This is a genomic window from Phenylobacterium sp. J426 (genome assembly GCF_024699945.1).
GTDB lineage: Bacteria > Pseudomonadota > Alphaproteobacteria > Caulobacterales > Caulobacteraceae > Phenylobacterium.
The window spans coordinates 168,077-193,751 of sequence record NZ_JAJOMY010000001.1; the positions used below are offsets into that span (position 1 = coordinate 168,077).

Sequence of the window (25,675 nt, forward strand, 5' to 3'; positions counted from 1 at the left end):
GCGCTATATCTGTGCTTGACCGTTTTGCTCGAATTGAGCAAAAGGAGCCCGCCGCGTCGGAGACCGCCTCCGGCGCATTTTAAAGGCCTCAGTAATGCTCATTTTGAGCATAAGGGAGGATAAGATGGCCGCCGACGGTTTCCAGTTCGACTTCACGCCTGAAGTCGAGGCCCAGACCTCCCTCGCCTGGGGAAAGGTCAAGCGCCACGTCACGCCGATGGAGTGGCGCCGCCAGGCCCCCCTGATCGCCGAGATCAACCGGCTGAAGCGCGAGAAGGACGCCGTCATCCTCGCCCACAACTACATGACGCCCGAGATCTTCCATGGCGTCGGCGACTACGTGGGCGACAGCCTCGGCCTCGCCAAGGAAGCCGCCCGCTCCGACGCCAAGGTGATCGTTCAGGCCGGCGTCCACTTCATGGCCGAGACGTCCAAGATCCTCAGCCCCGAGAAGCGCGTCCTGATCCCGGACCTGCGCGCCGGCTGCAGCCTGGCGAGTTCCATCACCGGCGCCGACGTGCGCCTCATCAAGCAGCGCTATCCCGGCCTGCCGGTGGTCACCTATGTGAACACCACCGCCGACGTGAAGGCCGAGACCGACATCTGCTGCACCAGCGCCAACGCCGTGCAGGTGGTGGAAGAAGCCGCCAAGCTCTGGGGCGTCGACCGGGTGATCCTGATCCCCGACGAGTTCCTGGCCCGCAACGTCGCCCGCCAGACCCACATCGGCATCATTGCCTGGAAGGGCCGCTGCGAGGTGCATGAGCGCTTCACGGCGGAAGACATCCTGGAGATCAAGGCCGCCTATCCAGGCGCCGAGGTCCTGGCCCACCCGGAATGTCCGGCCGAGGTGCTGGAGGTTTCCGACTTCGCCGGCTCCACCGCGGCGATGAACGACTATGTGCTGCAGCGGAAGCCTAAGCGCGTGGTGCTGATCACCGAGTGCTCGATGGCCGACAACGTCGCCGCCGACGCCCCGGAAACCGAGTTCGTGCGGCCCTGCAACCTCTGCCCCTACATGAAGATGATCTCGCTCGAGAACATCTACGAGACGCTGGTGCACGACCGCTACGAGGTCACGGTGGATCCCGCGATCTCCGAGCGCGCCCGGCTGGCCGTTCAACGGATGGTCGACCTGCCGCCGCCGGCCCAGCCGGCCCGCTACGATCTCGTGAAGGCCCGCCACCACGTCGACGTGGAGCTGATCTGATGGCCGACCGCCTCCGTCACGACGGGATCGTCGTGGTGGGCGCGGGCCTGGCCGGCCTCACCGCCGCCCTGGCCGCCTGCCCGACGCCGGTCCTGGTGCTCACCGAGGCTGCGCTCAACGCCGGATGCTCCTCGGCCTGGGCGCAGGGCGGCATGGCCGCGGCGCTGTCCGCAGACGACAGTCCCGCCCTGCACGCCGCCGACACGGTGGCCGCCGGCGCCGGCCTGGTGGACGAGGCCATGGCCCGCCTGCTGGCTGAGGAAGGGCCCGAGGCCGTCCGCGCCCTGGCGCGCCTCGGCGCGCCGTTCGACCGCACGACCGAGGGCGCGTTCGCCCAGAGCCTGGAGGCCGCTCACGGCAAGGCCCGTGTCGCCCGCGTGAAGGGCGACCAGGCCGGTCGCGCCATCATGCAGGCGGTGGCCGCCGCCGCGCTGGCCGCGCCCCACGTCAAGGTGCGTCAGGGCGCCAGGCTCACGGGCCTGCTCCAGGCGGCCGACGGCCGCATCCGCGGCGTCCTCGCCGACCTCGACGGGCGCCCGACCGAGATCGTCGCCCATGCGGTCCTCTCGGCCACAGGCGGCATCGGCGGGCTGTACGCCGTCACCACCACGCCCGCCGAGCTGAAGGGCGAAGGCCTTGGCCTCGCCGCCCTCGCCGGCGCGACGATCGCCGATCCCGAGTTCGTTCAGTTCCACCCGACGGCCATCGACATCGCCCGCGATCCCGCGCCGCTCGCCACCGAGGCCCTCCGGGGCGAAGGCGCGCTGCTGGTGAACGCCGCCGGCGAGCGCTTCATGGGCCGCTACCACCCGGCCGGCGAACTCGCGCCTCGCGACGTCGTGGCCCGCGCCATCCACGCTGAGCGCGAGGCCGGCCGCGGCGCCTTCCTCGACGCCCGTAAGGCGGTGGGCGACCAGTTCCCGGATGAGTTCCCGACCGTCTTCGCCGCCTGCCTGTCGGGCGGCGTCGATCCAAGGCGCCAGCTCATCCCCGTCGCTCCGGCCTGCCACTACCACATGGGCGGCGTCGCCACCGACGCAGACGGCCGCACCTCCCTGCCCGGCCTCTTCGCCGCCGGCGAATGCGCGGCCACCGGCGTCCATGGCGCCAACCGGCTGGCGTCGAACTCCCTCCTGGAGGCCGCCGTGTTCGGCGCCCGCGCGGGGCGCGCCGCGGCCGCGGACCCGGGCTGCGACGCCGCCTGGCGCCCCGTGACAGCCCCCGAACTGCCGCCCGAGGGCCTCAAGGCCCTGCGCCAGGCCATGAGCCGCCACGCCGGCGTCGTGCGCGACGCGCAGGGGCTCGGCCGGCTCCTGAACCTGATCGACGGGTTGGAAGCCGCGTACGGTCGCAGCGCGCCGCTCGTCGCCGCCCGCCTCGTCGCCGCCTCGGCCCTGGCCCGGCGGGAAAGCCGCGGCGGTCACTTCCGCGCCGACTTCAAGGGCCAGCTCGCGCCGGCCCGAACCTTCGTCACCCTGGGCGACGCCGAGGGTGTCGCTCCCCCGGCCTTCGCAAGGTACGCCGCCGAATGATCGAGCCGATCCCCGACCTCCTGATCCTGCCGACGATCCGCCAGGCGCTGGCCGAAGACCTCGGCCGGGCGGGCGATGTCACCGCCCAGGCCTGCGTGCCGGCCGAAACCGAGCTTGCCTGCACCTTCGGCGCCCGACGTGGCGGGGTGATCGCCGGACTCGCCTGCGCCCGTCTGGCGCTGGCCGAGCTGGATCCGGACGCCGAGTTCCGCGCCCTCGTGAGCGACGGCGATCAGGTCGCCGCCGGCACGGTTCTGGCCGAGGTCCGCGGCAAGGCCCGGGCGATCCTGTCGGCCGAACGCACCGCGTTGAACCTGCTGGGCCGCCTCTGTGGCATCGCCACTCTGACCCAGGACTATGTAGACGCCGTCGCCGGCACGCGCGCCCGCATCACCGACACCCGCAAGACGACCCCGGGTCTGCGCCACCTCGAGAAGTACGCGGTGCGCTGCGGCGGCGGGATCAACCATCGCTTCGGTCTGGATGACGCCATCCTCATCAAGGACAATCACGTCGCCGCCTGCGGCTCGGTCGGCGAGGCCGTGCGGCGGGCCAAAGCCTTCGCGGGCCACCTCATGAAGGTCGAGGTGGAGGTCGACAGCCTGCACCAGCTGCACGAGGCCCTGTCCCAGGATCCGGACGTCATCATGCTGGACAACTTCAGCCTGCAGGACATGGCCGAGGCGGTCCAGATCGTCGGGGGCCGCGTCGTGCTCGAAGCCTCCGGCGGCGTCACCCTGGAGAGCGTGCGGGCCATCGCCGAGACAGGGGTCGACGTGATCAGCGTGGGCGCCCTTACCCACTCGGCCAAGGTGCTCGACATTGGCCTGGATGCCGCCTGAGCCTTAGGAACCGACCTTTCCGCCCGGGGTTCACCCTCCCAACCCAGGAGGCATACCCATGGCTTCGAAAGCTCCCCCGATCCCGCCCGAACAGCGCTCGCACCCGGGCGAGAAGCCGGATGTGGCCGGCTCCGACATCGGTCGCCGCGATGCGATCACCGGCAACCAGTCGAGCCAGCCGGGCGACGACGACGTGAACATCAAGCAGCAGGGCCGCCAGGGCGGCATCCACCAGAACACCCATCATCAGGGCTACCAGCAGGACCGCTGATCATGCCCGACAAGCACCCGAACACCGACCGTTACGGCGGCCCAGGCGCAAGCCACGAGGACCGGACGGAGCCCAAGCCCAAGCCGCAGCAGACCCGCCAGCCGGGCGAGCCCACCAACACGGCCTTCTCCGGCGTGTCGGGCGGCGGCGGCGAGCGCGACCGCCACCACAGCCACGATCCCGACCAGAAGGTGGATCGCCAGCAGAACAGCGAACAGCGCGCCAAGCACGAGACGCCGCCCCGCACCACGCACTGAGCCTGCAACGGGCGGCGTTCGTCGCATTACAGAGGCTTCACTGGTCCGGACTTGGCCGCAGCGCTTAAGTCCGGGCCATGTTGAAGCTCCACGCCTTGACGGCCACCCTGCTGGCCATTCCTGTCGTCGCCGCCGCGCAGGATTATCCGAAGAAGATCCCGGCCCCCGGCGGCCACGTGATCATTCCGGCGGCCGGCGCCCAGCGCGCCTATGACGACTACAAGTACGCCCCCGCGCGGCGCGCCGGCGACTTCCTCTATATCTCCGGCGTCGTCGTGGGGCCCGCGCCCGACCAGGGCCGCGACGTGGAAGGCTTCAAGGCGGGCGTCCGCCGCGCCTTCAACCACATCAAGCTCAGCCTGGCGGCCGAGGGCCTCACCTTCGCCGACGTGGTGATGATCAACTCCTTCCACGTCTGGCAGGGCCCGGGCTTCGCCGGCACGCGCGACGAGCAGTTCGCCGCCGTCAGCGCCGTGAAGGACGAGTTCATGAGCGCGCCGCACCCGGCCTGGACCGCCGTCGGCACGACCGGCCTTCTCATGGAAGGCGGCGTCGTCGAGATCCAGATGATCGCCTACGCGCCGCAAAAGCGCTGAGCCGGATTTCGTCGCACGCTCGGCGGCGTTGATCGACGTCGCCTTGCGCCCTGCGCCCCGTCCGGCACTGACGAACGCCGCGCCCGCGAGGGCCCAGCCGTCGTTCGTCCCGCCATGCGCCGCCGCCAGTCCCTAGGCCGTTCCCTCCCCGCCGTGCGCCGGAACATGCGCCTGCGGAGTTGGGCCTGATGGGGCGGATATCTGTGGGATTGCGCGTCGAAAGCCCACGGTTCCTCGCTGCGACCCTGAGGAGCCTCGCCGCCCAGACCTTTCCTGACTTCGAGATCATCGTGGTGGACGACAGCCCCGATGGCCGCGCTGGCGACGCAGCGCGGCGCCTTGGGGATCCACGCCTGAGGGTCATCGCGGGGGAGCGCCGCGGCTGGGGCGCCGCACTGACCCGCATCTGGGGCCAGGCCGGCGGCGAGTTCCTGAAGATCGTCGCAGAGGGAGACCTCCTGCGCCCGCGCGGGCTCGAAGTCTTGCACGGGCTGATGCGACATGCGCCGCAAGCCGGCGTCGCGTTCGGACGTCGGGTGGTCGTCGACGAGAACGACGTGGTGCTCAGCCGGCCGCAGGCGCCGATCAGGCCCGGCCCGCAAGGCCTGGCCCCCGGCGAACTCCCCGCCATGTAGCCCGGAGTCTCGTCGACCCGATCGACGGCTGGACGCCCATGCTGCTGCGACGCTCCGTCGTGAGCGACCCTTCCGCCCTTTCCACATACGCGGGGGCCTCGATCCGAGCCCGCTCGAGCCTGCCCGCCGTGATGAACGCCGCCGCTGCCCCCGCGGTCGGGATCGGCGAGATCCTCGCCATCGTGCGGGAACGAGATCCGGCCCTGGAAGGCGAGCGCGTGTTCGAGTGGGAAGCCCTTCATCGCGGCGCCGTCGCATGCGGACTGCTGGACCCCTCGGAGGCGCTCGCCGCCCTTGAGCGCCTTGAAGGTCTGTACGCGCGCCACCGCCAGGGGCGCGGCGAAGTCGCGCTGCTGCAGAGCGCCCTGCCCGAGCTCCGGTCCGCGCTCGCGGCAGGCCGCACCGACGTGCTCGACGAGGGGTTCCGGACCACCCTGCTGTTGGCCGAAAGCTGGTGCGCCGCGCGCGGCGAACTCGGCGAGCCGCGCCTCCGCCGGCCGGCGGACCATGAGCCGCGGCCCGGGACGCCGCTGGACGAACACGCCCGCTTCACCGCGCCCTCTCCCGAGTTCGAGGAGGTCGATCCCGATATCCTGCAGGACGTTTCCGCGCTCCAAGGGGCCGACCCGCTGGTGCTGGCCTTCTACCTTCCCCAGTTCCACGCCATTCCCGAGAACGATCGCTTCTGGGGGGAAGGGTTTCACGGAGTGGCGGCAACTCGCCCGCGGCGCACCGCGGTTCCCTGGACATTACCAACCGCGCATTCCCCGGGACCTGGGCTTCTACGACCTCGCGGATGTCGAGGTGTTGCGGCGTCAGGCCGCTATGGCTCGCGCCGCCGGCGTCGGAGCCTTCGCCTTCTACTACTACGCGTTCGCGGGGCGGCGGGTGCTGGAGCGACCGCTGGAGAACCTGCTGGCCTCCGACGTCCAGATGCCTTTCCTGCTTATCTGGGCGAACGAGAACTGGAGCCGGACGTGGACCGGCTCCGTCTCCGACGTGCTGCTGGCGCAGGACTACTCCGAAGAGCATGAAGACGCTCTGCTCGCGGACTTCGCCCGCCACATGGCCGATCCCCGCTATGTCCGGCTGCAGGGCCGCCCGCTGTTCGTGGTCTACAATCCCGACCATGTTCCCGACGCGCGCGCCGCCTTTGCGCGCTGGCGGGCCAAGTGGGCGGCCATGGGCGTCGAGCCCCTGATCTTCATGGCCCAAACCTTCGGCTGTCACGATCCCAGGCCGATCGGGCTGGACGGCGCCCTGGAGTTCCCCCCGCACAAGCTGGGCGCCTCAACCCCGTGCAGGTCCGTGGACGCCTTTTCGGCCGACTTTGCAGGGACCGTGTACGACTACGACGCCTTCGCCGCCGCCTCCCTGCGCGAGGCTCCGCAGCCATTCCCCCTGATCAAGACCGCGGTCCCCATGTGGGACAATGATGCGCGCCGTCCCGGCCGAGGCTCGTACCTCGTCGGCGTTTCGCCGGCCAAGTACGAGGCCTGGCTCGGCGAGCTGCTCGCCCGCGCGGCGGCTCACCCGGTCGGGGGGACGGCCCATCGTCGCGGTGAACGCTTGGAACGAGTGGGCCGAGGGCGCCTACCTGGAGCCCGACCTGCACTTTGGCGGCGCCTTCCTGAACGCCACGGCCCGAGCCGTGAGGCGCGCGCGCACCGCCGCCGTGCGTCGCCGGGCGCCGCCGTCCGAGCGACTGCGCATCTGCATCGCCGCCGACAGTCTGGAGGTGGGCGGCGGCGAGCTCATGCCGCTGGAGATCGCCAACGGCCTGCATCGCCGGGGCCATCAGGTCACCTATCTCACCGTCGCCCAGGACGAGCCCCCTGGACGTCCGAACCTCCGCGGCCGGCTTGAGCCTTCCATCCCTGTTCTCCGCTGGAACGATGTGGAGGTTCGACTGGGCGCCCTCCTCCAGGCGCGGGGAATACAGGTCTTCAATTCGCACAACATCAGCATCGACCACCGGCTGTTCCGGCGCGGGTGGCGTCTTCCGTCGGCGCACGTCGTCTCGCTGCACGGCTCGTACGAGAACGCTCCCGAGTACCTGACGCCCGGCATGCTGTCGTACCTGCGCGGCGTCGATCTATGGCTCCACCTGACCGACGGGAGCCGCTCCCGGCTGGTCGACCGAGGCCTCGACCCGGCACGCTTCCGTCGGAGCTTCAACGCCGTGCAGCGCTCTCGTCCGGGGCGCTCGCGGGCCCAGATCCGCCACGAGCTGGGCATCCCTCAGGAAGCCTTCGCCCTCGTCCTGGTCTCGCGCGCCCTGGCCGAAAAGGGCTGGGCCGTCGCCATCGAGGCCTGCAGTCGCCTCCACCAGCGGGGGCAGCCGGTCCACCTCGCCCTGGGGGGGTCAAGGCCCGGCCGCCGAGGCGCTCCGCCCCCTCTGGTCGGGCGCGCCCTTCGTGAGTTTTCTTGGTCACCTGCCCGAGCCGCAGGAAATCCTGCCCGCCTTCGACATGGGGATCTTCCCCAGCACCTATGCCGGCGAGACCTTCCCGCTGTTCCTCCTGGAATGCTTCCAGGCCGGACTGCCGGCAGTCGCCACCGACGTCGGCGAGATCCCCGCCATTTTCGGCTCCCCGCCGGATGCGCGGCCGGGCGCCTTGGTGTCGGCGGCCTTACCGCCGGCTGCGCTCGCTCAGGCGCTGGCCGAAGAGATCCTGCGGCCGGCCACCGACCGCCATCTTGCCGCCCGATGGGCCGCCAACGCCGCGGCGAGGTCGAGGACCTACGACCTCGAGGCCTTGATCGACTTCTACGAAGCCTGCTTCCGCGACCTTGTCGAAGGCCAAGCGGCCCCGCGCCACGCCGCCGAGTAGGCTGTCACACCGCCTGGAGCCGCGCCGCCGCGCCGACCGCCGCCTGCGTCCGGCCCTCCAGGCTCTGCGCCATCAGCGCCCGCACCCGCGCCAGCACCTCGGGCCGCGCGAGCTCCGGTCGGCCCGACTGAAACGGCGGCGCCGGCGCGTACTCCAGGCCGAGTTGCACGCCTTCGGCGTAATCGTCTCCGGCAAGTTCGGCCAGCAGGGTGAAGGCGAAGTCGAGGCCCGCGGTGACGCCGCCGCCGGTGATGATGTCCCCGTCACGTTCCACCCGGGCCTCGGAAACGATCGCCCCGAAGGGCGTCAGCAGGTCCCGCCACGCCCAGTGGCACGCCGCACGCCGGCCGCTGAGCAGACCCGCCGCCGCCAGCACCAGCGAGCCGGTGCACACGCTGGTCAGGTACTTCGCCTGGCCGCCCAGCCGCCTGATCTCGCCCATGAAGTCCTCATCCAGCATCGCGTCAGTGCAGCCGAAACCGCCGGGGACCAGGAGCACGTCGCAGCGCATGACGCCCTTGAGGTCGGCGAGACCGGTGAACGTCAGGCCCTCGGCCTCGATGTCCCGCCCGCCCATCGAAGCGACGCTCACCTGGGCGTTGGGCGCGCGGCTCAGCACCTGGTGCGGCCCGGTGAAGTCCAGGTGGGTGACGCCGGGATAGAGCGCGATCACGATGCTGAGCTTCGACATGGCCTGGCCCTCCAATGGGATTGACGACGCCACGCTAGCTGGCGCAGTTTGCGGCGGGAATGACAATGTTCCGGCACATCCTGCCATGACCCACCATCTCGCGATCCTCGTGTTCCCGGGCTTCCAGTTGCTGGACGCCGCCGGCCCGATCGCCGCGTTCGAGATTGCCGAGCGGTTCCGGCCCGGCGCCTACAGCGCCACCGTGCTCGCCCCCGGAGGCGGCGCGATCGAAAGCTCGTCCGGGGTGGCCTTCGCCGCGGAGCCGCTGGACGCCGGCCCGTACGACACCGTCCTGGTCTCCGGGGGCGACGGCACGCGCGACCTGCACGCTCTGGCGGAAATCGTGGCTTGGCTGAAGAAGACGCCAACGCCGCGCGTCGCCAGCGTCTGCTCCGGCGCCTATCTGCTGGCCGAGGCGGGACTGCTCGACGGTCGCCGCTGCACCACCCACTGGGGACGGACCGACGACTTCAGCCGGCGCTATCCGAAGGTGAAGCTGGACGCCGACCGCATCTTCATCCGCGACGGCCACGTCTGGACCTCTGCCGGCATCACCGCGGGGATCGACCTTGCGCTCGCCCTGGTCGAAGAGGACCTCGGCGTGGAGGTCGCCCGCCGAACGGCCCAGCAGCTCGTCGTGCACCAGCGCCGACCGGGGGGCAGTCGCAGTTCTCGGCGCTCATCGATCTCGGCGGCCGCACGGGGCGCTTCGGCGAGCTGATGGACTGGATGCGCGCGAACCTCGCCCGTCCCCTCACCGTGGACGAGCTGGCCGAAAAGGCCTGTATGAGCCCTCGCAACTTCGCGCGGGCCTTCGCCGCCGAGACCGGGACCACGCCGGCGAAAGCCGTGGAACGGCTGCGCCTCGAAGCCGCCCGCACCGAGGTCGAGGCCGGGCGCGCGCCGATCGACCGCGTGGCGGAATTGGTGGGATTCGGAGATCCGGAGCGGATGCGCCGAGCCTTCCTGCGCGCCTTCGGCCAGCCGCCCCAGGCGCTCAGGCGCGCGGCGCGGGCCTAGGCCTGCCCCGCGAGCTGCTTGCGCAGGATCTCCAGGCTCTCGTCCTGGCGCCGGATCATGTCGGCCATCTCACGGTAGCGGAGGGCGTCCATCTTGTCGTGCAGGTGCATGATCTCGAGTTCGGCGCGAAGGTTGACGATGTAGTCCTGCTCCGCGGCCCTCCGGTCGCGCTCCGCCGCCCGGTTCTGGCTCATCATGATGATCGGGGCCTGCACCGCCGCCAACGTCGACAGCATCAGGTTGAGGAAGATGAACGGGTAAGGGTCGAAGGCGAGGCCATGCCCCCTGCCCCAGGCGTTCCACCCCATCCACACCGCCAGGCAGGCGCCGAAGCCGATGATGAAGCCCCACGAGCCGCCGACGCTGGCGACCCGGTCGGCCAGTTTCTGGCCCGGTGTTCGCTCATCCAGCTTCAGTTCCGGATCCGCGGCGCTGGGCGACTCGGTCGCGATCAGGTCGATCACGCTCCGCTGGATCGGCGTCAGCTTGTCGTACTCGCACCCCAGCAGTTCCTGGGCGAGATGCTCACGGGCTAGCTCCGACATGGCTCGACGGTCCTGCGCAACGGTTGCGCCGGAGCATCAGGCGGACTCAGGCTCCGCCGCAAGCGGCGGTTCGCCCTAGGAGGCGGCGGGGGGCGGAGGCGACGGCCGAGGCCGGCGAGCCCTTCAGCGCCGCCGAGTCCGCGCCGCCCTTGGCCGGGGCGGCCTGGGCCGGCTTGGCCTCCGCTGCGGAGGCCGCGCCTTCGGCCGAAGCGGCGTGAGGGACCTCCGCCGGCTTCTCCACCACCACCACATTGGTCAGGCGGTACTCGATGGGAGCCTCGGGCAATCCGGACGTCAGCACGGCGGGCTGCAGCGGAGCCTGGGCGGCCGCCTGCATCACGCCTCGCGGATTGAACTTGTAGAAGACGTGCATCCCCACCTGGGCCACGCGGCGCATCTGGGGCCCCCAGGCCGGGGCCACCGCGGTCGTGTGGAAGTGGGTCGCCGAGCCGACGTCGGCGACGGCGGCGCCGGCCAGCACGCGGCTGGCCACCTTGCGGGCGCGCTGCCAGGCGCTGGTCTCGTGACCGCCGCGCATCGAGCCGTCGCAGGCGAAGCTGAACTGGCATCCGGTGCGCCGGCCCGAGCCCTGGAACACCACGCCGCAGACCGTCTTCGGGAAGGCCGGGTGCTTCACGCGGTTCATCACCACCTGGGCGACGGCGAACTGCCCTTGCGGGCTCTCGCCGCGGGCTTCGTAGTAGACCGCCTGCGTCAGGCACTCGAGATCCCGCTGGGCGGAAACCTTTCGGTCGCCCTGCTGGTTCTCCAGACGCTCGGTGAGCTGGGCGAGCTGCCGCGCCTGCGCGCTTCCGCTCGGCTGCTGGGCCAGGCGCAGGACGTTGGCGTCCTGCAGCATCGCGTCCGAATAGCCGCCGGCGGCGGCCATTGCGATGCGTTCGACGCGGCTGTGGTCGGCGGCGTGCTGGGCCATGCCTCCCGCCAGATAGGCTGCGCCAAGGCTCAGGCCCACGCCTGAGCCGATCAAAGCGGCGCTCATCAGCATGCGCCAGTCGGCGCGTGCCTGCGTTCCAAAATTCAAGACTCTCGGTTCCCTGACCGCGAGGGCGACAACACGCCCCCCGACAATTGTCGCCGCGGTCGCTCCTGCTCTTGCTGGCAGCGTCCGCCGGCTGGCCTCGCCCCGGATCCGTAAGTGGGGCAGGCGACGGCAAATGGTGAAGGATGTATGAATGAACTCGCCAGCCCTGGCAAGTCATTTTTGCAGCGCAGCATAGGACTTGGGGCCGCGCCCATGGGTGTTCCGCTCCGATACATTCCGATTTCTGAGCGGCAATCGCCGGGCCATTTACCACGACTTCCGAAAATCAGTTATCGCAGGAACAAGGACTTCGGCGGGCAATTTTGCGTCCTGTTGGCCTCGCGCGTTTACCTTGTTCCCGAGGCGGACCTTGAGCGGAACTGAACCTGGCGCGCGGTGTTTCCGCATCGCAAACCAAGGAGGCTTCGCCCATGACCAAGACGCTTCTGCTCGCGGCCGCCGCGGGCATGGCCCTCACCCTTTCGGCCTGCGGGCACAACACCGAGCAGAAGGCCGCCACGGGCGCGGTCGCGGGCGCCGTGGTCGGCGGCCCGGTGGGCGCAGCGGCCGGCGCGGCCGTGGGCACGGCGGTCAGCAAGGCCGACGACAAGTAAGCCGCGCGCCGGCGGCGGGCCTCTCCGCCGCCGGCCGTGCGTGAGCCATCGGACTCCCCGGCGGACTTCCCGCCGCGGCGTGCTAATCTACGCCGTAAATGAACCGGGAGGGCTCCGATGATCCGCACCATCATGGCCATGGCGGCCGCGCTTGCGCTGGCCGGGGCGGCTCACGCCGCGCCGCAGGACAGGTTCGCCGCCAACGGCGACGTGAAGATCCACTACGCCGTCGAAGGCCGGGGCCCGCTCGTGGTGCTGCTGCACGGCTTCCCCGACTATTGGGGCACCTGGAAGCCGCTGATGGCCGAGCTGAACAGGGCCGGCTATCGCACCGCCGCCCTTGACCTGCGCGGCTACAACCTCTCGGACAAGCCCCAGGGCGAGGCGGCCTACGCCATGCCCAATCTGATCGGCGACGTGGCCGCGGTCATCGCCGCCGAGGGCCAGAAGAGCGCCGTCGTGGTCGGCCACGACTGGGGCGCCGCCATCGCCTGGCAGGTGGCGATGAACCGTCCCGACCTGGTGAACCGCCTGGTGATCATGAGCGTGCCTCACCCGGCAGGGTTCGCCCGCGAGATGGCGTCCAACAAGGCTCAGCAGGAAAACAGCCAGTACGCCCGCAACTTCCAGCAACCGGGCTTCGAGAAGAACCTCACGGCCGAGGGGCTCGCCAACTGGGTCAAGGATCCGGCCGAGAAGCCGGCCTACGTCGAGGCGTTCAGGCGGTCAGACTTCACGGCCATGCTGAACTACTACCGGGCCAACTATCCGCGCGGCGCGGGTGAGGCGACCGCTCCTCCGGCGGGTATGGCCGCCAGCAACCGGGTGAAGGTCCCGACCCTGGTGATCCACGGCATGAAGGACACGGCCCTGAACGCAGCCGGTCACTCGGGCACCTGGGACCATGTCGACGCGGACACCACCATCGTGATGTTCCCTGACGCCGCCCACTTCGTGCAGCACGACGCCAGGGACCAGGTGAACCGCACGGTGCGCGACTGGCTGGCCGCGCGCCGCTAGGCGATCAGTACTTCACGCAGAGCAGGTCGCGGAGCACCGTCGAGCGCCCGATGATCCGGCCGTCCGGCGCGATGGCGCGGTTCGCGCGCTCGCTGGAGTCGTACCAGACGGACGGGCCCAGGCCCTGCCGGCGGCAGAAGGTGTCGGCGCCGGTCTTGCCGGCCGCCACGTCCACGCCGCGGACCTGGGGCCGAGCGAAGAACACGGTCTTGACCCCGTCCACGCCACGGCTGTCCCCGCCGGGAGGGCCCCAGCCGCCGTGGCCGCCGCCCGGCGGCGGGAAGGGGCCGGGACCAGGGCCAGGGCCCGGCGGCCGCTGCCAGCCGGCCGGCTCCAGGGACGAGATCTGCGCCATGAGGCCGTACTGCGTCAGGTCGGGCACGTCCCCGCGGATCTCCTGGCAGCGGCCACGGAAGTCGTCGTGCTCGCAGACCCGCCAGGTCCCCGAGAACCGCGCGCTCTGCGCCCGGTCGTTGAACCGCCAGTCGCCGAGATCCGACGTGGAGCCGGTGATGGTCACCGACCGGCCCTGGTAGTTCGGCAGCTCGTACAGGGTGGCCGAGCCGCTCCCGCGACCCAGGTTGTTCTGCGCGGCGGCCTCGCCCGCGCAGGCGAGCGCCGCGATCGCGCCGGCCACCAGGGCCGCTCTTTTCGGGTCCAGTCTCTTGGTCATGTCAGCCTCCTTAGCCGTTGCCCGCAGGAAAGCTTGGCCGCGCTGAACGGCGCCTGAAGCTCGCGCTTCATCCGCCGTTCATTTCCAAATGGGAAGCAATCTTCCGCTCGATCGCGCCTTTGTCTACGCGACGTAAGAACTATCTTGATCTGCGAAACGGCGGCGCGCCTTCAATCCTCGCGCCGCCCAGCGATAGAGTTCGGGAGAGATGAGATGATCGAACGCAGGCCTTTCGCCGACCTCGGCGGCGCCGACCACGGCTGGCTCAAGGCGCGCCACCACTTCTCGTTCGCCAACTACTACGACCCGAAGAAGATGGGCTGGGGCCCGATCCGGGTCTGGAACGACGACGAGATCGCGCCGCAGTCCGGCTTCCCGCCGCATCCCCATGCCGACATGGAGATCATCACCTACGTCCGTCAGGGCGCGATCACCCACCAGGACAGCCTGGGCAACAAGGGCCGCACCGAGGCCGGCGACGTCCAGGTGATGAGCGCAGGCTCGGGCATTCGGCACGCCGAGTACAACCTCGAGGACGATGTGACGAAGATCTTCCAGATCTGGATCATGCCCAAGACCGAGGGCGGTCCGCCCGCGTGGGGGCGCCAAGCCCTTCCCGAAGGGCGACCGGGCCGGAAAGTTCGTCACCTTGGCCAGCGGCCTGCCGGATGACGGCGACGCCCTGCCGATCCGCACCGACGCCCGAGTCGCGGGCGCGACGCTGAAGGCCGGCGAGACGACCGAATACGCCCTAGGCCAAGGCCGGCACGTCTATCTGGTGCCGGCGGCGGGTTCGGTGGAGGTCAACGGCGTCCGTCTCGACGCCCGCGACGGCGCCGCGATCCGCGACGAAGCCGTGCTGACGGTGAAGGCGCTCGAAGACGCGGAAGTCGTCCTGGTCGACGCGGCGGCTTAGAAACCTCCTCCTTCGCGACAGCGATGGCGGGAGGCTCAGAAAAGGTCAGGGCCCGCGGCGTCTCCGCCGCGGGCCCTTTCCGCACATCCGCTCAGGTAAGGGAGAGCTTAGCGGGCGGCGTAGTGGTGCGTCAGGGCGGCCTGCTGGGCCCGGCGGACCCCATCGGCCTTGTGGTTCAGCTCGGCGCGGACGCCCGCCTGGCAGGCCGCGCGATCCGTGTTGGCCTTGCGGTTGAGGCAGTAGCGGAAGGCGGGCGCCGTCGATGCGCTGCTTCAGGACCGCGTTGCCCTGGTGCGTCAGCAGGTTCAGGTCGTTCACGGCGACCGCGGCCGGCGCGGCCTGGGCGGTGGTGGACAGGGCGGCCATCGGCAGGGCGGCGAGCGCCAGGGTGGCGAGGCCGGCGAGGCGGCTGGTGAAGCTGGTCTTTTGCATGTTCGATCCCTCTTGCGGTGTGCGGCGGGCGTTGCGTCCGTCGACAGGGATACGAATACTTCCAGACAGCCGTCATTTCCCGTGAATACGAGGTAATGACGTGGATTTAAGAATATTACAGAGACTTAATACTTGAACATCCCGTAATGATTGCCGCGTCCCTCTCCAGTCAGCCACGTCGCGAAGGCCGCTGCCGCCGCATCGGCGGCTGCCTGACACGAGGCGTCCTGCCCCGTCGACACCGATCGGCGTGGTGAACGTCAGCTTCGGGTCGGGAGCTGACATTCACTCCAAGCTCAGAAGCGGGCCTACGGAACCGCAGTCCCCGCGCATTCTCGCTCGAATGCTAGCTTGGTGGCGTCGAAGTTCTCGGCTGTGCAATTGAGAAACTCTATCGCCTGCCGCCAGCCTTCCCGCCGGGCGACCAGTTGGTCATCATGGGCTTGCCACTCGAACGCTTGGAGCACCTCGTGAACTGCGCGCTGCTGATGGTCGGGTAGCAACGGATCGTCGGTCTGCGCACCGGGAAGGTAGTTGTTGCAGCACCAGTATGACATTTCCTCCGTGGTGATTTTCCCCTCACCCCAATCGCGCATCAGCTTCAGGAGCCGTTGCTTCGGCACGTAGCTGAGATTTTCGCTAGTTATCATTGCGCGAACGATGACCTGCCAGACGAACGTCTGCAACGGGTCGGGAGCGGACATCAGTGGAGCGCCGGGGAGCGGACGTTCGTGTCTGCCGCACCGATGCAGGCGCTCTAACGGTCTAACCTTCTCAGGGCCCCTGGCGCGAAGGTCGGCATGCTCCTTGACGGCGAGAGCCCGTTCAGCGTCAGCGACGGGACGAGAAGGTGGGCGCTCCGTCCCATCTATGCGACGGTAAGCGTGACGCGGCGGATCAGCCTCCGCTTGGATGGAAAGACGAGGCGGCGCGAGGGCCGGGAGGTCGAATGCGGGGCAGCTTCTGGGTCTTTGTCGGGCTTGCGGCGACGCTTCTCTGCCTACCAAGACCTGCGCAGGCGCAACTGCGGCGGGACTGGTCGAACGTGCCTACGACGGCGGACTTCGAGGCGGCCCTGCCGAGCGCGGGATTCGATGACCGCCCCACGGCGCACGCCATCTGCAATGGGGACACCGCAGGCGCGCTTGCCGGTTGCGTCATCATAGATGAGGAGCCGTCCGGCCAAGGCGTGGGAGAGGCCCTAATCCGAATGGCGCCGTCATTCCGGCTAAAGCCGGCGAGTGCTTCCTGTGTCACCCGTTTCCCACGGACCTTGATCCATTCGATGTGGTCGGACAGAGCGCCGGACCTGGTGCTGAAGCGCGCGCCGACGATTGAGGATGTCCGCAAGTTCTACCCACGGTCCGGCGCCGGGCCGACGGCACAAGGCTTCGCGATGGCGCGCTGCATCGTAGCGGCTTCCGGCAAGGTTGATGAATGCCGCGTGATCTATGAAGAGCCGAAGGAGGCCGGGTTCGGCGCAGTCGCCCTGAAGGTCGCCAAGAAGCACACGTTCGACAAACCGCAGTCATACGACCCCGCCAACCCGCCGACCTTCACTATGCCGATCAACATCGTCGCCAACCCAGACGCCGCGCGCCGATGCGGGGTCTGGTGATGCGGCGGATGTCCGCAACGGGTCGAGGCTGTGTAAAAACGCGAAGCAGGGCAGACTCCTGACACACGGGTCGGGAGGCGCTGATGAGCCGCTTCGTCGAGGGTGAAGATCGCCGTCAGCCGGTGCTGCTTCCCAGCTGTCTGGACGACTACGTCAGCGACGAGAACCCGGCTCGGCTGATCGACGTCTTCGTTGATGAGCTGGATCTCGGCGGCCTGGGTTTCGAGATCGTCCCGGCTGCGACGGGCCGGCCGGCGTATCACCCGGCGATGCTGCTGAAGCTATACATCTATGGCTACCTCAACCGGGTGCAGTCGAGCCGGCGGCTGGAGCGCGAAGCACAGCGCAACGTCGAGCTGATGTGGCTGACGGGGAAGCTCGCGCCGGACCACAAGACCATCGCCAACTTCCGGAAGGACAACGGCGCAGCGATCCAGGCGGCCTGCGCCCACTTCATTGTGCTGTGCCGTCAGATCGGCCTGTTCACTCAGGCGGTGGCTGCGGTGGACGGCAGCAAATTCAAGGCGGTGAACACCCGCGACAAGAACTTCACGCCGGCCAAGCTGAAGAAGCGGATCGAGCAGGTCGCGGAGCACATCGCCGGCTATCTCCAGGAGCTGGACACCGCCGACCGTCTCGAGGGCGAGGCGGTCGAAGCCCGCACCGTGAAGCTCAAGGACAAGATCGCCACGCTGCGGGCGCAGATGCAGGCGCTGAAGGCGATGGAGGCGCAGGTGGAGGCGTCCCCTGACGGCCAGGTATCGCTGACCGATCCGGACGCGCGATCCATGGCCACGAGCGGCCGCGGCAGCGGCATCGTCGGCTACAACGTCCAGAGCGTCGTCGACGCCGAGCACCACCTGATCGTCGCCCATGACGTGATCACCACGGGCAGCGATCGCCAGCAGCTCGCCGAGATGAGCGGCAAGGCCAAGGACGCCATGGGCGTGGAGCGGCTCGAGATGCTGGCCGACCGAGGCTACTTCTCCGGCGAGGAGATCCTGGCCTGCGAGCAGATCGGCGTGACGCCGTACGTGCCCAAGCCGCTCACCTCAGGTGCCAAGGCCGATGGACGCTTCGGCAAGCAGGACTTTGCTTACGTGCCCGAGCAGGACGCCTATCGCTGTCCCGGCGGGAGCCTGCTCCGGCGGCGCATGACGACCGTCGAGAAGGGGCTCACCCTGCATCGCTACTGGGATCGGGCGAGCTGCCAGGCCTGCGCGCTGAAGCCCCAGTGCACGCCCAGCGTCGAGCGCCGGATCACCCGCTGGGAGCATGAAGCCACGATCGAGGCGCTGCAGCGGCGGATGGATCTCGCGCCCTACGCCATGCGGGCCCGCCGGCGGATCGTCGAACACCCCTTCGGGACGATCAAAGCCTGGATGGGCCACACCCACTTCCTAATGAAGCGGCTCCCGAACGTGAAGACGGAGATCAGTCTCCACATCCTCGCCTACAACATGAAGCGGGTGATGCAGATGCTCGGAACGGGGCCGCTGATCGCGGCGATCCGGACCTGAGGGAGCGGCGCGTCTAGCCCGCCTGCCATCAGCGGCTCAGCGCCGGCAGCGAGTTTTTACACGGCCTCGGTCGGAAGCCGACGTTCGGACGGTCGGCTTGGAGGGCGTGCGCGTGCTCCTAGGAACATCGGGCTGAGTTCTCGCGAACTTGCTCTGCCAGCGTGGTGATCAGGCCGAACTGTTGGCGACGCACGTCGAGACTGCTCTCATCCTCGATCGGATGAGGCCGCCAATCGCCGGGCCCAACGCATATGCCTTGAAGACCGAACCTTTGAGGCGCGCCGGCGCCGGCGGCCCACCGATCGAAGAGATAGGGGAAGCGCTTCCGCTCGGTCTGCCCTTGATCCAACAGGGGTTCGAGGACGGCGATCATGCGCCGCTGGAAGCTGCGGTCCTGATCACCATGCTGAACGAGAAGCCAAGCCGCCGCGTCTGCCTTTACGCCGTCTCGACCAATGGTGAACCAGCCGCGCCGGGCTACCGTCTCCGTTAGCCAGGCGCGGTTGTCTTGATCCACCGCCACCGCCTCGTTGCTGATAAGTCCGCGCAATAGCTTGATAGCTAAGGGCGAGAGCCCGCCGGCGAACTGCGCCTGGGCCTGAGGTGCGAGACTCTCGCGTGCAGCTTGGTCACGAGCTGCGCGTCGGAAGAGCTCGGCGACATCCGGGTCAGAGGTAGCCTGCGCGAGCTTGGTGAAGCTCGCGGTGGTGGCCCAGCCTCGTAAGGGCGGCTCTCCGGTCCGAAGGACAATGCTGACGGCGCTCCGCCTGCGCGCATCCGCGTCGCGAGCCTGTCGACAAGCCCGCGCCCATTCCACTGGGCTAGCTGCGCTTCGCTCTTCGGCGATAGACGAGAGGGGCGCGGCGAGCGTCGATACACCTAGGCAGCTTCGAAGGTCTGCCGAGCTGATCTCCGCAGCGGGTGAGCTGATCAGCAACGTAAGCGCAGCGAGCGACAGACTTAGCATCCTTCACCTCCGTCGCTCCCGCCGACGTCAGTGAAGCTTAGAATGCCCATCGAGGGAATGCATCGGACGTCCGCTTCTGAGCCGAACGCCGAGGTTCGCTAACCACCCCTAGCGGACCATCCGAGCGGCCGGTCATCAGGCAGCTAAGCGAGACAGGCCTCAGTGCAGCCGTGGCGGCTCCACCACCGCCTCGTCCCACTCGCCCTCGTCGTCGCAGACCAGGACGACCCGGCACTCCTCGTCCACGCGCGCATAGTCGAGCGCCGCCGCCAGCGCGGCCGCGCGGCTCTCGTAACGACCCAGCTCCTCGCCGTCGTCGTCCTGCAGGATCCAGCGGCCGCCCTGGGCCACCACGCTGAGATCGAACATCGAAGGCTCCCCTCGCCCAACCCGGTTATCCCGGATCGGCGGCGGGAAGGCGCGAGGATTTCGCGTCGCACGTGTGCGACACGGGCGCGCAGGAGGCGCCGCGGACCTAACCTTCGCGGAAGTAGGGCTCGACCGGCCCCTTGAGCTTGATGGTCAGCGGATTGCCGCGGCGGTCGCGGGCGTTGCCGGCCGTCACGCGGATCCAGCCTTCGCTGACGCAGTACTCGTCGACGTTGGTTTTGTCCTCGCCCTTGAACCGCACGCCCACGTTCCGCGCCAGCATCTCGGCGTCATAGTAGGGGCTGTCGGGATCCACCGAGAGGCGGTCCGGCGGGGTATCGGTCTTCTCGCTCATGCCGCGCGAGGTCGCACAGAGCGGCCCCCCATTTCAAGGCAGGCGTTCAGATGAGGCCGGCCACCAGGCGCCGCGCCAGCGCCTCGTCCGCGTGGACGTACCAGTTCACCTGCGCCCGCTCGAGCAGCTCGGACATGCCGACGTCGGTGTCCTCGATCAGATCGTCGAAGTCCTCTTCCTCGACGTCCAGGCCCGTGTCGATCTCGCCCAGCAGCGCTTCGACCCGCATCCTCGCCGCCTTGAGCGGCCCCTCGAAGGTCACTGTCTTGTTGAGCTGCCGGCAATGGATCAGCAGCGCCGTCCCCCGGCTCAGCCAGCGGTCCGTCCGCGGGAAGGCCGACATGATCGTCACCCCGGCGGAGTAGACCACCGACTTGCCGAGGAAGATCGTCCGGCGGCCGGTCCGCTCGCGGAACAGCCGAACGTCGGCCGCGATCCGCCGCCCGATGTCGGCATCGCCGCCGGTGGTGGTCAGCTCCAGCACCAGCGGTCCCTCGCCGGCCGTCTCCGCCATCGCCATGCCGTCGATGAAGAACCGCAGCATGGCCTCGTCCACCGGGCCGTTCAGCCGAACCTGCGGGCTCGCCAGCTCGGCCGGCGCCCGGGCCATCGTTGCATCGTCCATGGCCGGCGGAACGCGCGAGCCCGGCAAAGGCGCCCTGCCTTGCCAAATGGCGCGGCCCGTCGTCTGTTCGGCGCCGCTTGAAGGGGGAGTTTCTTCGCATGACGATCCGGGCTCTGGCGGTCGCGGCCGCCCTGGTTATGGCGGCGCCGGCCCAGGCGCAGGACGCGCCGGCGCAGTTCAGGCAGCTCCTCGACGACCATTGGGCCTGGTACCTGAAGAACAATCCCGTCCAGGCCAGCACGCTCGGCGTTCGCACCTACGACAAGGAGCTGGGCGACCCCTCGCTCGCGGCCATCGACCGCGAAGCCGCCGACGCAGCCGCCTTCCTGAAGCGTCTCGACGCGATCCCCGCCGAAGCACTCTCCCCGGCTGACCGCCTGAACCGCGACATCCTCCGGCGCGAGCTCGCCAACCAGGTCGAGGGCGGCAGGTTCGTCCAGCGCGCCATCCTGTTCTCGAACCGTCGCGGCTGGCACCTCAGCTTCGCGCGCCTGGGCGAGCGGATGCCGATGTTCAACCTCGCGGACTACGAAAGCTACGTCGCCCGCCTCGCCGCCTTCCCCGACTACAACCGCAAGGCCATCGAGACGACGCGCACCCTCGTAAAGGCCAGGGCGACGCATCCCTGCGCCGCCATGGTCGGCTTCGAGCGCGGCATCCAGAACCAGATCGTGGACGATCCGGCGAAATCGGATCTCTACGCGCCCTTCCTGAAGCCGAAACCGGCGGCGATCACCGACGCCCAGTGGGCCGATCTGTCGGGCCGGGCGAAGCAGCTCATCTCCTCGGGCGTCGTCCCGGCCCACCGCGACTTCCTGAAGTTCTATGAGACCGAGTACGCGCCCGCCTGCCGCAAGGGGGTTCGGCGCTTCCGAAATGCCGCAGGGCCGCGAGTGGTACGCGTACCGCATCCGGCTGATGACCACGATGAACCGGACCCCGGAGGAGGTGCACCAGCTGGGCCTCGCCGAAGTCGCGCGCATCCGCGCCGAGATGGACGCCGTGGTGAAGCGCTCCGGGTTCGCCGGCGACCGCGCCGCCTATGTCGAGCATCTGCGGACCGACCCGAAGTACTATCCGAAGACGGCTGAAGAGCTGATGGCCGTGGCCAGCGTGCTGGCCAAGCGCATCGACGGCGAGATGCCCAAGCTGTTCGGCCGCCTGCCGCGCACGCCCTATACGGTGCGCGAGGTCCCCGCGGCCATCGCCCCCGGCACCACCACCGCCTACTACAACTCCGGCTCCTACAAGGGCGGCCAGCCGGGCATCTACTACGTCAACACCTCCAAGCTCGATCAGCGCCCGCTGTTCGAGATGCCGGCGCTGACCGTCCACGAGGCCGTCCCCGGCCACCACCAGCAGCTCTCCATCCAGGACGAGCTGGAGGGCCTGCCCGAGTTCCGCAAGTACGCCGTGAACTTCACCGCCTTCACCGAAGGGTGGGGTCTCTATTCCGAGCGCCTCGGGATCGACATGGGCCTCTACGACACCCCCGAGAAGGACTTCGGCCGCCTGTCTTACGAGATGTGGCGCGCCTGCCGACTCGTGGTCGACACGGGTCTTCACGCCAAGGGCTGGACGAAGGACCAGGCCATCCAGTTCATGCTCGACAACACCGCGCTGTCGCGCGGCAACATCGAGGCCGAGGTCAACCGCTACATGGTCGATACAGCCCAGGCGCTGGCCTACAAGCACGGCGAGCTGAAGCTGCGCGAGCTCCGCGCCAAGGCCGAGAAGGCGCTGGGGCCGAAGTTCGACCTCCGGGCCTTCCACGACGTCGCACTCGAGAACGGCGAGGTCCCCCTCGACGTCCTCGACGCCCACGTCACCGCCTGGATCGAGACGCAGAAGTAACGCCCTACCTCCCCCATCGCGGCAGCGATGGCGGGAGGGGGACCGCCCGCCGTAGAGCGGGTGGTGGAGGGGGCAGGCCGCACGCGCCGCACCTTTCGTTCGCCCCTCCACCCCCGGCTCTTCGCTGCGCTCGGCCGGCGGCCCCCCTCCCGCCGCTGCGCAGGGGAGGTAGATCGTTGCCAAGCGCCGCCGCACGCTGTTCAACAGGCGCCATGAAGCTCATCCTCGCCGCCGCTGCGGCCATCGCTCTCTCCGGCGCCGCCATGGCCGAACAGCTCCCGCCGAAGCGGATCTTCGAAAGCCCCGACCTCAACGGCCCGCGCGCCCGGGGCGTGAAGCTGTCGCCCGACGGCCGGTCGGTGACCTACATCAAGGTCCGCGCCGACGACCTCACCGTCACCGACCTGTGGGTGGCCGACGTGGCCGGCGGCGAGCCGCGCCTGCTGATCGACGGCAAGACGCTGGCGCCGGACGCGCGCGAGCTCTCCGAGGCCGAGAAGGCCCGCCGCGAGCGGGCCGGCGTCGCCACCCGCGGCGTCGTCGACTACGCCTGGGACGACCAGGGCCGGCTGATCCTCGCCCCCGTCGAGGGCGACCTCTACGTCTACGACCTTGGCTCCCAGCAGGTCCGCCAACTCACGCGAACGCCCGGCGACGAGATCGACGCCAAGGTGAGCCCCCGCGGCCGGTTCGTTTCCTACGTCCGCGACGACAACCTCTACGTCACGCCCATCGCCGGCGGGGCCGAACAGGCAATCACCCAGGGCGGCACGGAGCTGAAGAGCTGGGGCACGGCCGAGTTCATCGCCCAGGAGGAAATGGACCGCCACACCGGCTACTGGTGGAGCCCGGACGAGAGCCGGATCGCCATCGCCTTCGTCGACCAGACCGGCGTCGATGTGGTCGATCGTCCGGAAGTCGGCGCCACGGGCGCCAAGGTGGTCGCCCAGCGCTATCCGCGCGTCGGCCGCCCCAACGCCGTCGTCGACCTCTATGTGCAGGACCTGGCCGGCGGCCAGCGCCTGAAGGTCGATCTCGGCGACAATCCCGACATCTACCTGGGTCGGGTCACCTGGTCGAAGGACGGCCGCACGCTGTACGTCCAGCGCCAGTCGCGCGACCAGCGCCGCCTCGACCTGCTCGCCGTCGATCCGGTCACGGGCAAGGGCAAGGTGATCCTGACCGAGACCAGCCCGCACTGGGTGGACCTGACGGACGACTTCCGTCCGCTCGCCGACGGGACCTTCCTCTGGTCGTCCGAAAGGAGCGGCTTCCGCCACCTCTACCTGCACCGCGCCGACGGCCGGGTCCTTCGCCAGGTGACGAAAGGGCAGTGGCCCGTCGCCGCCCTGCTCGGCGTCGACGAGGCCCGTGGCGTCGCCATCTTCAGCGCCAACAAGGACGTCCCCGTCGAGCGCCGCCTCTACGAGCTCTCGTACAAGGCCCCGGCCGCGCCCCGGGCGCTCACGCCCGCCGGCGGCTGGTGGAGCGCCGAGGTCGCCCGGACCGGCGGCGCCTTCGTCGGGACCTACGAGGATCCGAAGACCCCGCCCCAGACCGCCCTCTATCGCGCCGAGGGAACCCGCGTGCGGTGGATCGAGGAGAACCGGCTGGCCGCCGGCCACCCCTTCGCGCCCTACGTCGATCGCCTGCGCGCGCCCGAGTACGGGACGATCAAGGCCGCCGACGGCAGCCCCCTCTGGTACTCGCTCCGCACCCCGCCCGGGTTCGATCCTGCGAAGAAATATCCGGTGATCGTCCAGGTCTACGGCGGCCCCGGCAGCGCCCGGGTCTTCAAGGGCTGGCAGTCGCCGGAGGACCAGATCCTGCTCGACGCCGGATACATCCTCTTCAGGCTCGACAACCGCGGGACGCCGAACCGCTCGACCGCCTTCAAGACCGCCATCGACCGCAAGCTCGGCCAGCTCGAGGTGGACGACCAGATCGCCGGCGCCCGCTGGCTGCAGGCCCTGCCGTACGTCGACAAGGACCGCATCGGCGTCACCGGCTGGTCCTACGGCGGCTACATGACGCTCCTGCTTCTGACCGCGCCGGACAGCCCCTTCAGGGCCGGCGTCTCGGGCGCGCCCGTCACCGACTGGACGCTCTACGACACCCACTACACTGAGCGCTTCATGGGCACGCCCAACGACAACAAGGACGGCTACGAGCGGTCTGAGGTCGTCCGCCGCCTCGACCGGCTGAAGCCCGGCAGCCTGCTGCTGGTCCACGGCATGGCCGACGACAACGTCACCTTCGACCACTCGACGCGGGTGATGTTCGACCTGCAGGCCAAGGGCGTGCCGTTCGAGACCATGGTCTATCCCGGTCTGCGCCACCGCGGCGGCTGGACGCCCACCAACCGCCTGCACCGCGCCATGCAGGCCCTCGACTTCTTCGACAGAAGGCTGAAGTGACCTTCTCCCCGCGAGGGGAGAAGACGCTCACATCACCGCGGCTTGCGGAACTTCATCGCGAACTGGTCGGTCTTCCCGCGGATCGACGGGTCGAAGACGCTGGCCGTGTGCGGGTCGGCGCTGTCGCGCAGCAGCGGGCTTTCGCCCTCGAACCTGAAGCCGGCCGCCTCGACCTCCTGGCGCACGATCGACGGCTCGATCCGGTGCACCTTCGTCGCCGCCTCGAGCCCCGAGCCCGGCGCCGCCACATGGTCGACGATGACGTAGAGCCCGCCCGGCTTCAGCGACTTGAAGACCTCGGCGTTCACGGTCTGCGCGACGCCCTTCGGGAAGTTGGAGAGGTGCAGGTCGTGGTAGTTCTGGACCGTGAACACCAGGTCCAGGCCATCCGGCAGGTCCAGCGCAGCCAGGCTCTCGCGGCTGGAGGTGACGTTCTTGTAGTCGGCGACCACCTTCGTCTGGTTTTCGCCGTAGCTCGCCTGGTACTTGATGAACTCGTCCGGCTGATAGGCGTGGACCTGGCCCTTCGGCCCGACCGCCGCCGACAGGATGCGGGTGAAATAGCCGCCGCCCATGATGAAGTCGGCCACCTTCTGCCCGGGCTTCACCTCGGCGAACGCCAGCAGCTCGGCGGGCTGGCGCGCCGCGTCACGGCCCACGTCCGCCGCCGGACGGGCCGTGTGGGCGAGCGCTGCGGTGAGATGCGCGGGGACCGCCTGGGCCAGCGCCGCGCCGGCCGCGGTCACCATCAGGGCGGAAAGAAGCGGAACCAGGATCCTGCGGGCCATTCGGGCCTCCCTCGACTGCCGTTCGGCGAACC

At 69.4% G+C, this 25,675-nt stretch carries 26 protein-coding genes and 6 pseudogenes; 21 read left to right on the forward strand and 11 right to left on the reverse strand.

Going from position 1 to position 25,675, the window contains the following annotated elements:
• Window positions 1-94 precede the first annotated feature (94 nt).
• From nadA to LRS10_RS00875, 11 genes and pseudogenes are all read left to right on the forward strand, one after another.
• Entirely contained in the window at window positions 95-1,210 is a 1,116-nt protein-coding gene (gene nadA, locus LRS10_RS00835) for a quinolinate synthase NadA (RefSeq protein ID WP_257835593.1), read from the forward strand.
• On the forward strand, window positions 1,210-2,742 hold the full coding sequence (locus tag LRS10_RS00840) for an L-aspartate oxidase (RefSeq protein WP_374569312.1): 1,533 nt from the start codon (window positions 1,210-1,212) through the stop codon (window positions 2,740-2,742). Before nadA ends, LRS10_RS00840 begins: the two co-directional genes overlap by 1 nt.
• Complete coding sequence (gene nadC, locus LRS10_RS00845) at window positions 2,739-3,584, forward strand: carboxylating nicotinate-nucleotide diphosphorylase (RefSeq protein WP_257835594.1); 846 nt, start codon at window positions 2,739-2,741, stop codon at window positions 3,582-3,584. Before LRS10_RS00840 ends, nadC begins: the two co-directional genes overlap by 4 nt.
• A 58-nt stretch (window positions 3,585-3,642) precedes the next feature.
• Window positions 3,643-3,855 (forward strand): hypothetical protein, encoded by a 213-nt coding sequence (locus LRS10_RS00850; protein WP_257835595.1) that lies wholly within the window; start codon window positions 3,643-3,645, stop codon window positions 3,853-3,855.
• Window positions 3,856-3,857: 2 nt separating this feature from the next.
• Window positions 3,858-4,112, forward strand: a complete 255-nt coding sequence (locus LRS10_RS00855; protein WP_257835596.1) for a hypothetical protein — start codon at window positions 3,858-3,860, stop codon at window positions 4,110-4,112.
• A 77-nt stretch (window positions 4,113-4,189) separates the two neighbouring features.
• Window positions 4,190-4,708 (forward strand): Rid family hydrolase, encoded by a 519-nt coding sequence (locus LRS10_RS00860; RefSeq protein WP_257835597.1) that lies wholly within the window; start codon window positions 4,190-4,192, stop codon window positions 4,706-4,708.
• Between the two features lie 188 nt (window positions 4,709-4,896).
• Window positions 4,897-5,343, forward strand: coding sequence for a glycosyltransferase family A protein (locus tag LRS10_RS00865; RefSeq protein WP_257835598.1), 447 nt, complete (start codon window positions 4,897-4,899; stop codon window positions 5,341-5,343).
• 131 nt (window positions 5,344-5,474) lie between these two features.
• A pseudogene (locus LRS10_RS24765) lies at window positions 5,475-6,032 on the forward strand (hypothetical protein); the annotation flags it as partial.
• Window positions 6,022-6,861 (forward strand): annotated as a pseudogene (locus tag LRS10_RS24770) (glycoside hydrolase family 99-like domain-containing protein); the annotation flags it as partial. The pseudogenes LRS10_RS24765 and LRS10_RS24770, both read left to right, overlap by 11 nt.
• Window positions 6,779-7,468, forward strand: a pseudogene (locus LRS10_RS24775) (glycoside hydrolase family 99-like domain-containing protein); the annotation flags it as partial. The pseudogenes LRS10_RS24770 and LRS10_RS24775, both read left to right, overlap by 83 nt.
• 250 nt (window positions 7,469-7,718) lie before the next feature.
• Window positions 7,719-8,177: pseudogene (locus tag LRS10_RS00875) on the forward strand (glycosyltransferase); the annotation flags it as partial.
• A gap of 4 nt (window positions 8,178-8,181) precedes the next feature.
• Here the strand turns inward: LRS10_RS00875 and LRS10_RS00880 are convergent.
• Window positions 8,182-8,868, reverse strand: coding sequence for a DJ-1/PfpI family protein (locus LRS10_RS00880; RefSeq protein ID WP_257835600.1), 687 nt, complete (start codon window positions 8,866-8,868; stop codon window positions 8,182-8,184).
• Between the two features lie 85 nt (window positions 8,869-8,953).
• Between LRS10_RS00880 and LRS10_RS00885 the strand changes: the two genes are divergently transcribed.
• Window positions 8,954-9,589 carry an AraC family transcriptional regulator gene (locus tag LRS10_RS00885; protein WP_257835601.1) on the forward strand — a complete coding sequence of 212 codons (636 nt, stop codon included), beginning with the start codon at window positions 8,954-8,956 and terminating at the stop codon, window positions 9,587-9,589.
• Window positions 9,589-9,888 carry a helix-turn-helix domain-containing protein gene (locus LRS10_RS00890; protein ID WP_257835602.1) on the forward strand — a complete coding sequence of 100 codons (300 nt, stop codon included), beginning with the start codon at window positions 9,589-9,591 and terminating at the stop codon, window positions 9,886-9,888. The genes LRS10_RS00885 and LRS10_RS00890 overlap by 1 nt, the downstream gene beginning before the upstream one ends.
• Here the strand turns inward: LRS10_RS00890 and LRS10_RS00895 are convergent.
• Window positions 9,885-10,433, reverse strand: coding sequence for a DUF1003 domain-containing protein (locus LRS10_RS00895; RefSeq protein ID WP_257835603.1), 549 nt, complete (start codon window positions 10,431-10,433; stop codon window positions 9,885-9,887). The genes LRS10_RS00890 and LRS10_RS00895 overlap by 4 nt on opposite strands.
• A gap of 46 nt (window positions 10,434-10,479) precedes the next feature.
• On the reverse strand, window positions 10,480-11,433 hold the full coding sequence (locus LRS10_RS00900; protein ID WP_257835604.1) for a cell wall hydrolase: 954 nt from the start codon (window positions 11,431-11,433) through the stop codon (window positions 10,480-10,482).
• A 473-nt stretch (window positions 11,434-11,906) separates the two neighbouring features.
• Here LRS10_RS00900 and LRS10_RS00905 point away from each other — a divergent pair, with 473 nt between their 5' ends.
• Window positions 11,907-12,089, forward strand: coding sequence for a hypothetical protein (locus tag LRS10_RS00905; RefSeq protein ID WP_257835605.1), 183 nt, complete (start codon window positions 11,907-11,909; stop codon window positions 12,087-12,089).
• A gap of 117 nt (window positions 12,090-12,206) precedes the next feature.
• Window positions 12,207-13,109 carry an alpha/beta fold hydrolase gene (locus tag LRS10_RS00910; protein WP_257835606.1) on the forward strand — a complete coding sequence of 301 codons (903 nt, stop codon included), beginning with the start codon at window positions 12,207-12,209 and terminating at the stop codon, window positions 13,107-13,109.
• A gap of 4 nt (window positions 13,110-13,113) precedes the next feature.
• On the opposite strand, the gene LRS10_RS00915 is transcribed toward LRS10_RS00910, so the two are convergent.
• On the reverse strand, window positions 13,114-13,782 hold the full coding sequence (locus LRS10_RS00915; RefSeq protein ID WP_257835607.1) for a beta/gamma crystallin family protein: 669 nt from the start codon (window positions 13,780-13,782) through the stop codon (window positions 13,114-13,116).
• Window positions 13,783-13,995: 213 nt separating this feature from the next.
• Here LRS10_RS00915 and LRS10_RS00920 point away from each other — a divergent pair.
• Window positions 13,996-14,698, forward strand: a pseudogene (locus LRS10_RS00920) (pirin family protein).
• 45 nt (window positions 14,699-14,743) lie between these two features.
• On the opposite strand, the gene LRS10_RS00925 reads toward LRS10_RS00920, so the two are convergent.
• Both LRS10_RS00925 and LRS10_RS00930 read right to left on the reverse strand, forming a co-directional pair.
• Entirely contained in the window at window positions 14,744-15,130 is a 387-nt protein-coding gene (locus tag LRS10_RS00925) for a UrcA family protein (RefSeq protein ID WP_257835608.1), read from the reverse strand.
• Between the two features lie 308 nt (window positions 15,131-15,438).
• Entirely contained in the window at window positions 15,439-15,834 is a 396-nt protein-coding gene (locus tag LRS10_RS00930; protein WP_257835609.1) for a hypothetical protein, read from the reverse strand.
• Between the two features lie 245 nt (window positions 15,835-16,079).
• On the opposite strand from LRS10_RS00930, the gene LRS10_RS00935 reads away from it, so the two are divergent.
• Both LRS10_RS00935 and LRS10_RS00940 read left to right on the forward strand, forming a co-directional pair.
• The gene (locus LRS10_RS00935; protein WP_257835610.1) at window positions 16,080-16,748 is read left to right on the forward strand and encodes an energy transducer TonB; all 669 of its coding nucleotides are present in this window, start codon (window positions 16,080-16,082) and stop codon (window positions 16,746-16,748) included.
• 83 nt (window positions 16,749-16,831) lie between these two features.
• Entirely contained in the window at window positions 16,832-18,268 is a 1,437-nt protein-coding gene (locus LRS10_RS00940; protein WP_257835611.1) for an IS1182 family transposase, read from the forward strand.
• Window positions 18,269-18,386: 118 nt separating this feature from the next.
• Here LRS10_RS00940 and LRS10_RS00945 read toward each other — a convergent pair whose 3' ends face one another.
• From LRS10_RS00945 to LRS10_RS00960, 4 genes are all read right to left on the reverse strand, one after another.
• Complete coding sequence (locus LRS10_RS00945) at window positions 18,387-18,785, reverse strand: DUF6624 domain-containing protein (RefSeq protein ID WP_257835612.1); 399 nt, start codon at window positions 18,783-18,785, stop codon at window positions 18,387-18,389.
• Window positions 18,786-19,394: 609 nt separating this feature from the next.
• Entirely contained in the window at window positions 19,395-19,604 is a 210-nt protein-coding gene (locus LRS10_RS00950; RefSeq protein WP_257835613.1) for a hypothetical protein, read from the reverse strand.
• A 106-nt stretch (window positions 19,605-19,710) separates the two neighbouring features.
• A complete protein-coding gene (locus LRS10_RS00955) occupies window positions 19,711-19,959 on the reverse strand; it encodes a DUF3297 family protein (protein ID WP_257835614.1) in 249 nt (82 codons plus the stop codon).
• Window positions 19,960-20,005: 46 nt separating this feature from the next.
• Entirely contained in the window at window positions 20,006-20,569 is a 564-nt protein-coding gene (locus LRS10_RS00960; protein WP_257835615.1) for a hypothetical protein, read from the reverse strand.
• 152 nt (window positions 20,570-20,721) lie between these two features.
• Between LRS10_RS00960 and LRS10_RS00965 the strand changes: the two are divergent.
• The 3 genes and pseudogenes from LRS10_RS00965 to LRS10_RS00975 form a co-directional block, all read left to right on the forward strand.
• A pseudogene (locus tag LRS10_RS00965) lies at window positions 20,722-21,360 on the forward strand (DUF885 family protein); the annotation flags it as partial.
• 100 nt (window positions 21,361-21,460) lie between these two features.
• Window positions 21,461-22,438, forward strand: a complete 978-nt coding sequence (locus LRS10_RS00970) for a DUF885 family protein (RefSeq protein ID WP_257839051.1) — start codon at window positions 21,461-21,463, stop codon at window positions 22,436-22,438.
• A 212-nt stretch (window positions 22,439-22,650) separates the two neighbouring features.
• Complete coding sequence (locus LRS10_RS00975; protein WP_257835616.1) at window positions 22,651-24,855, forward strand: S9 family peptidase; 2,205 nt, start codon at window positions 22,651-22,653, stop codon at window positions 24,853-24,855.
• A 32-nt stretch (window positions 24,856-24,887) separates the two neighbouring features.
• Here LRS10_RS00975 and LRS10_RS00980 read toward each other — a convergent pair whose 3' ends face one another.
• On the reverse strand, window positions 24,888-25,643 hold the full coding sequence (locus LRS10_RS00980; protein WP_257835617.1) for a class I SAM-dependent methyltransferase: 756 nt from the start codon (window positions 25,641-25,643) through the stop codon (window positions 24,888-24,890).
• Window positions 25,644-25,675 lie beyond the last annotated feature (32 nt).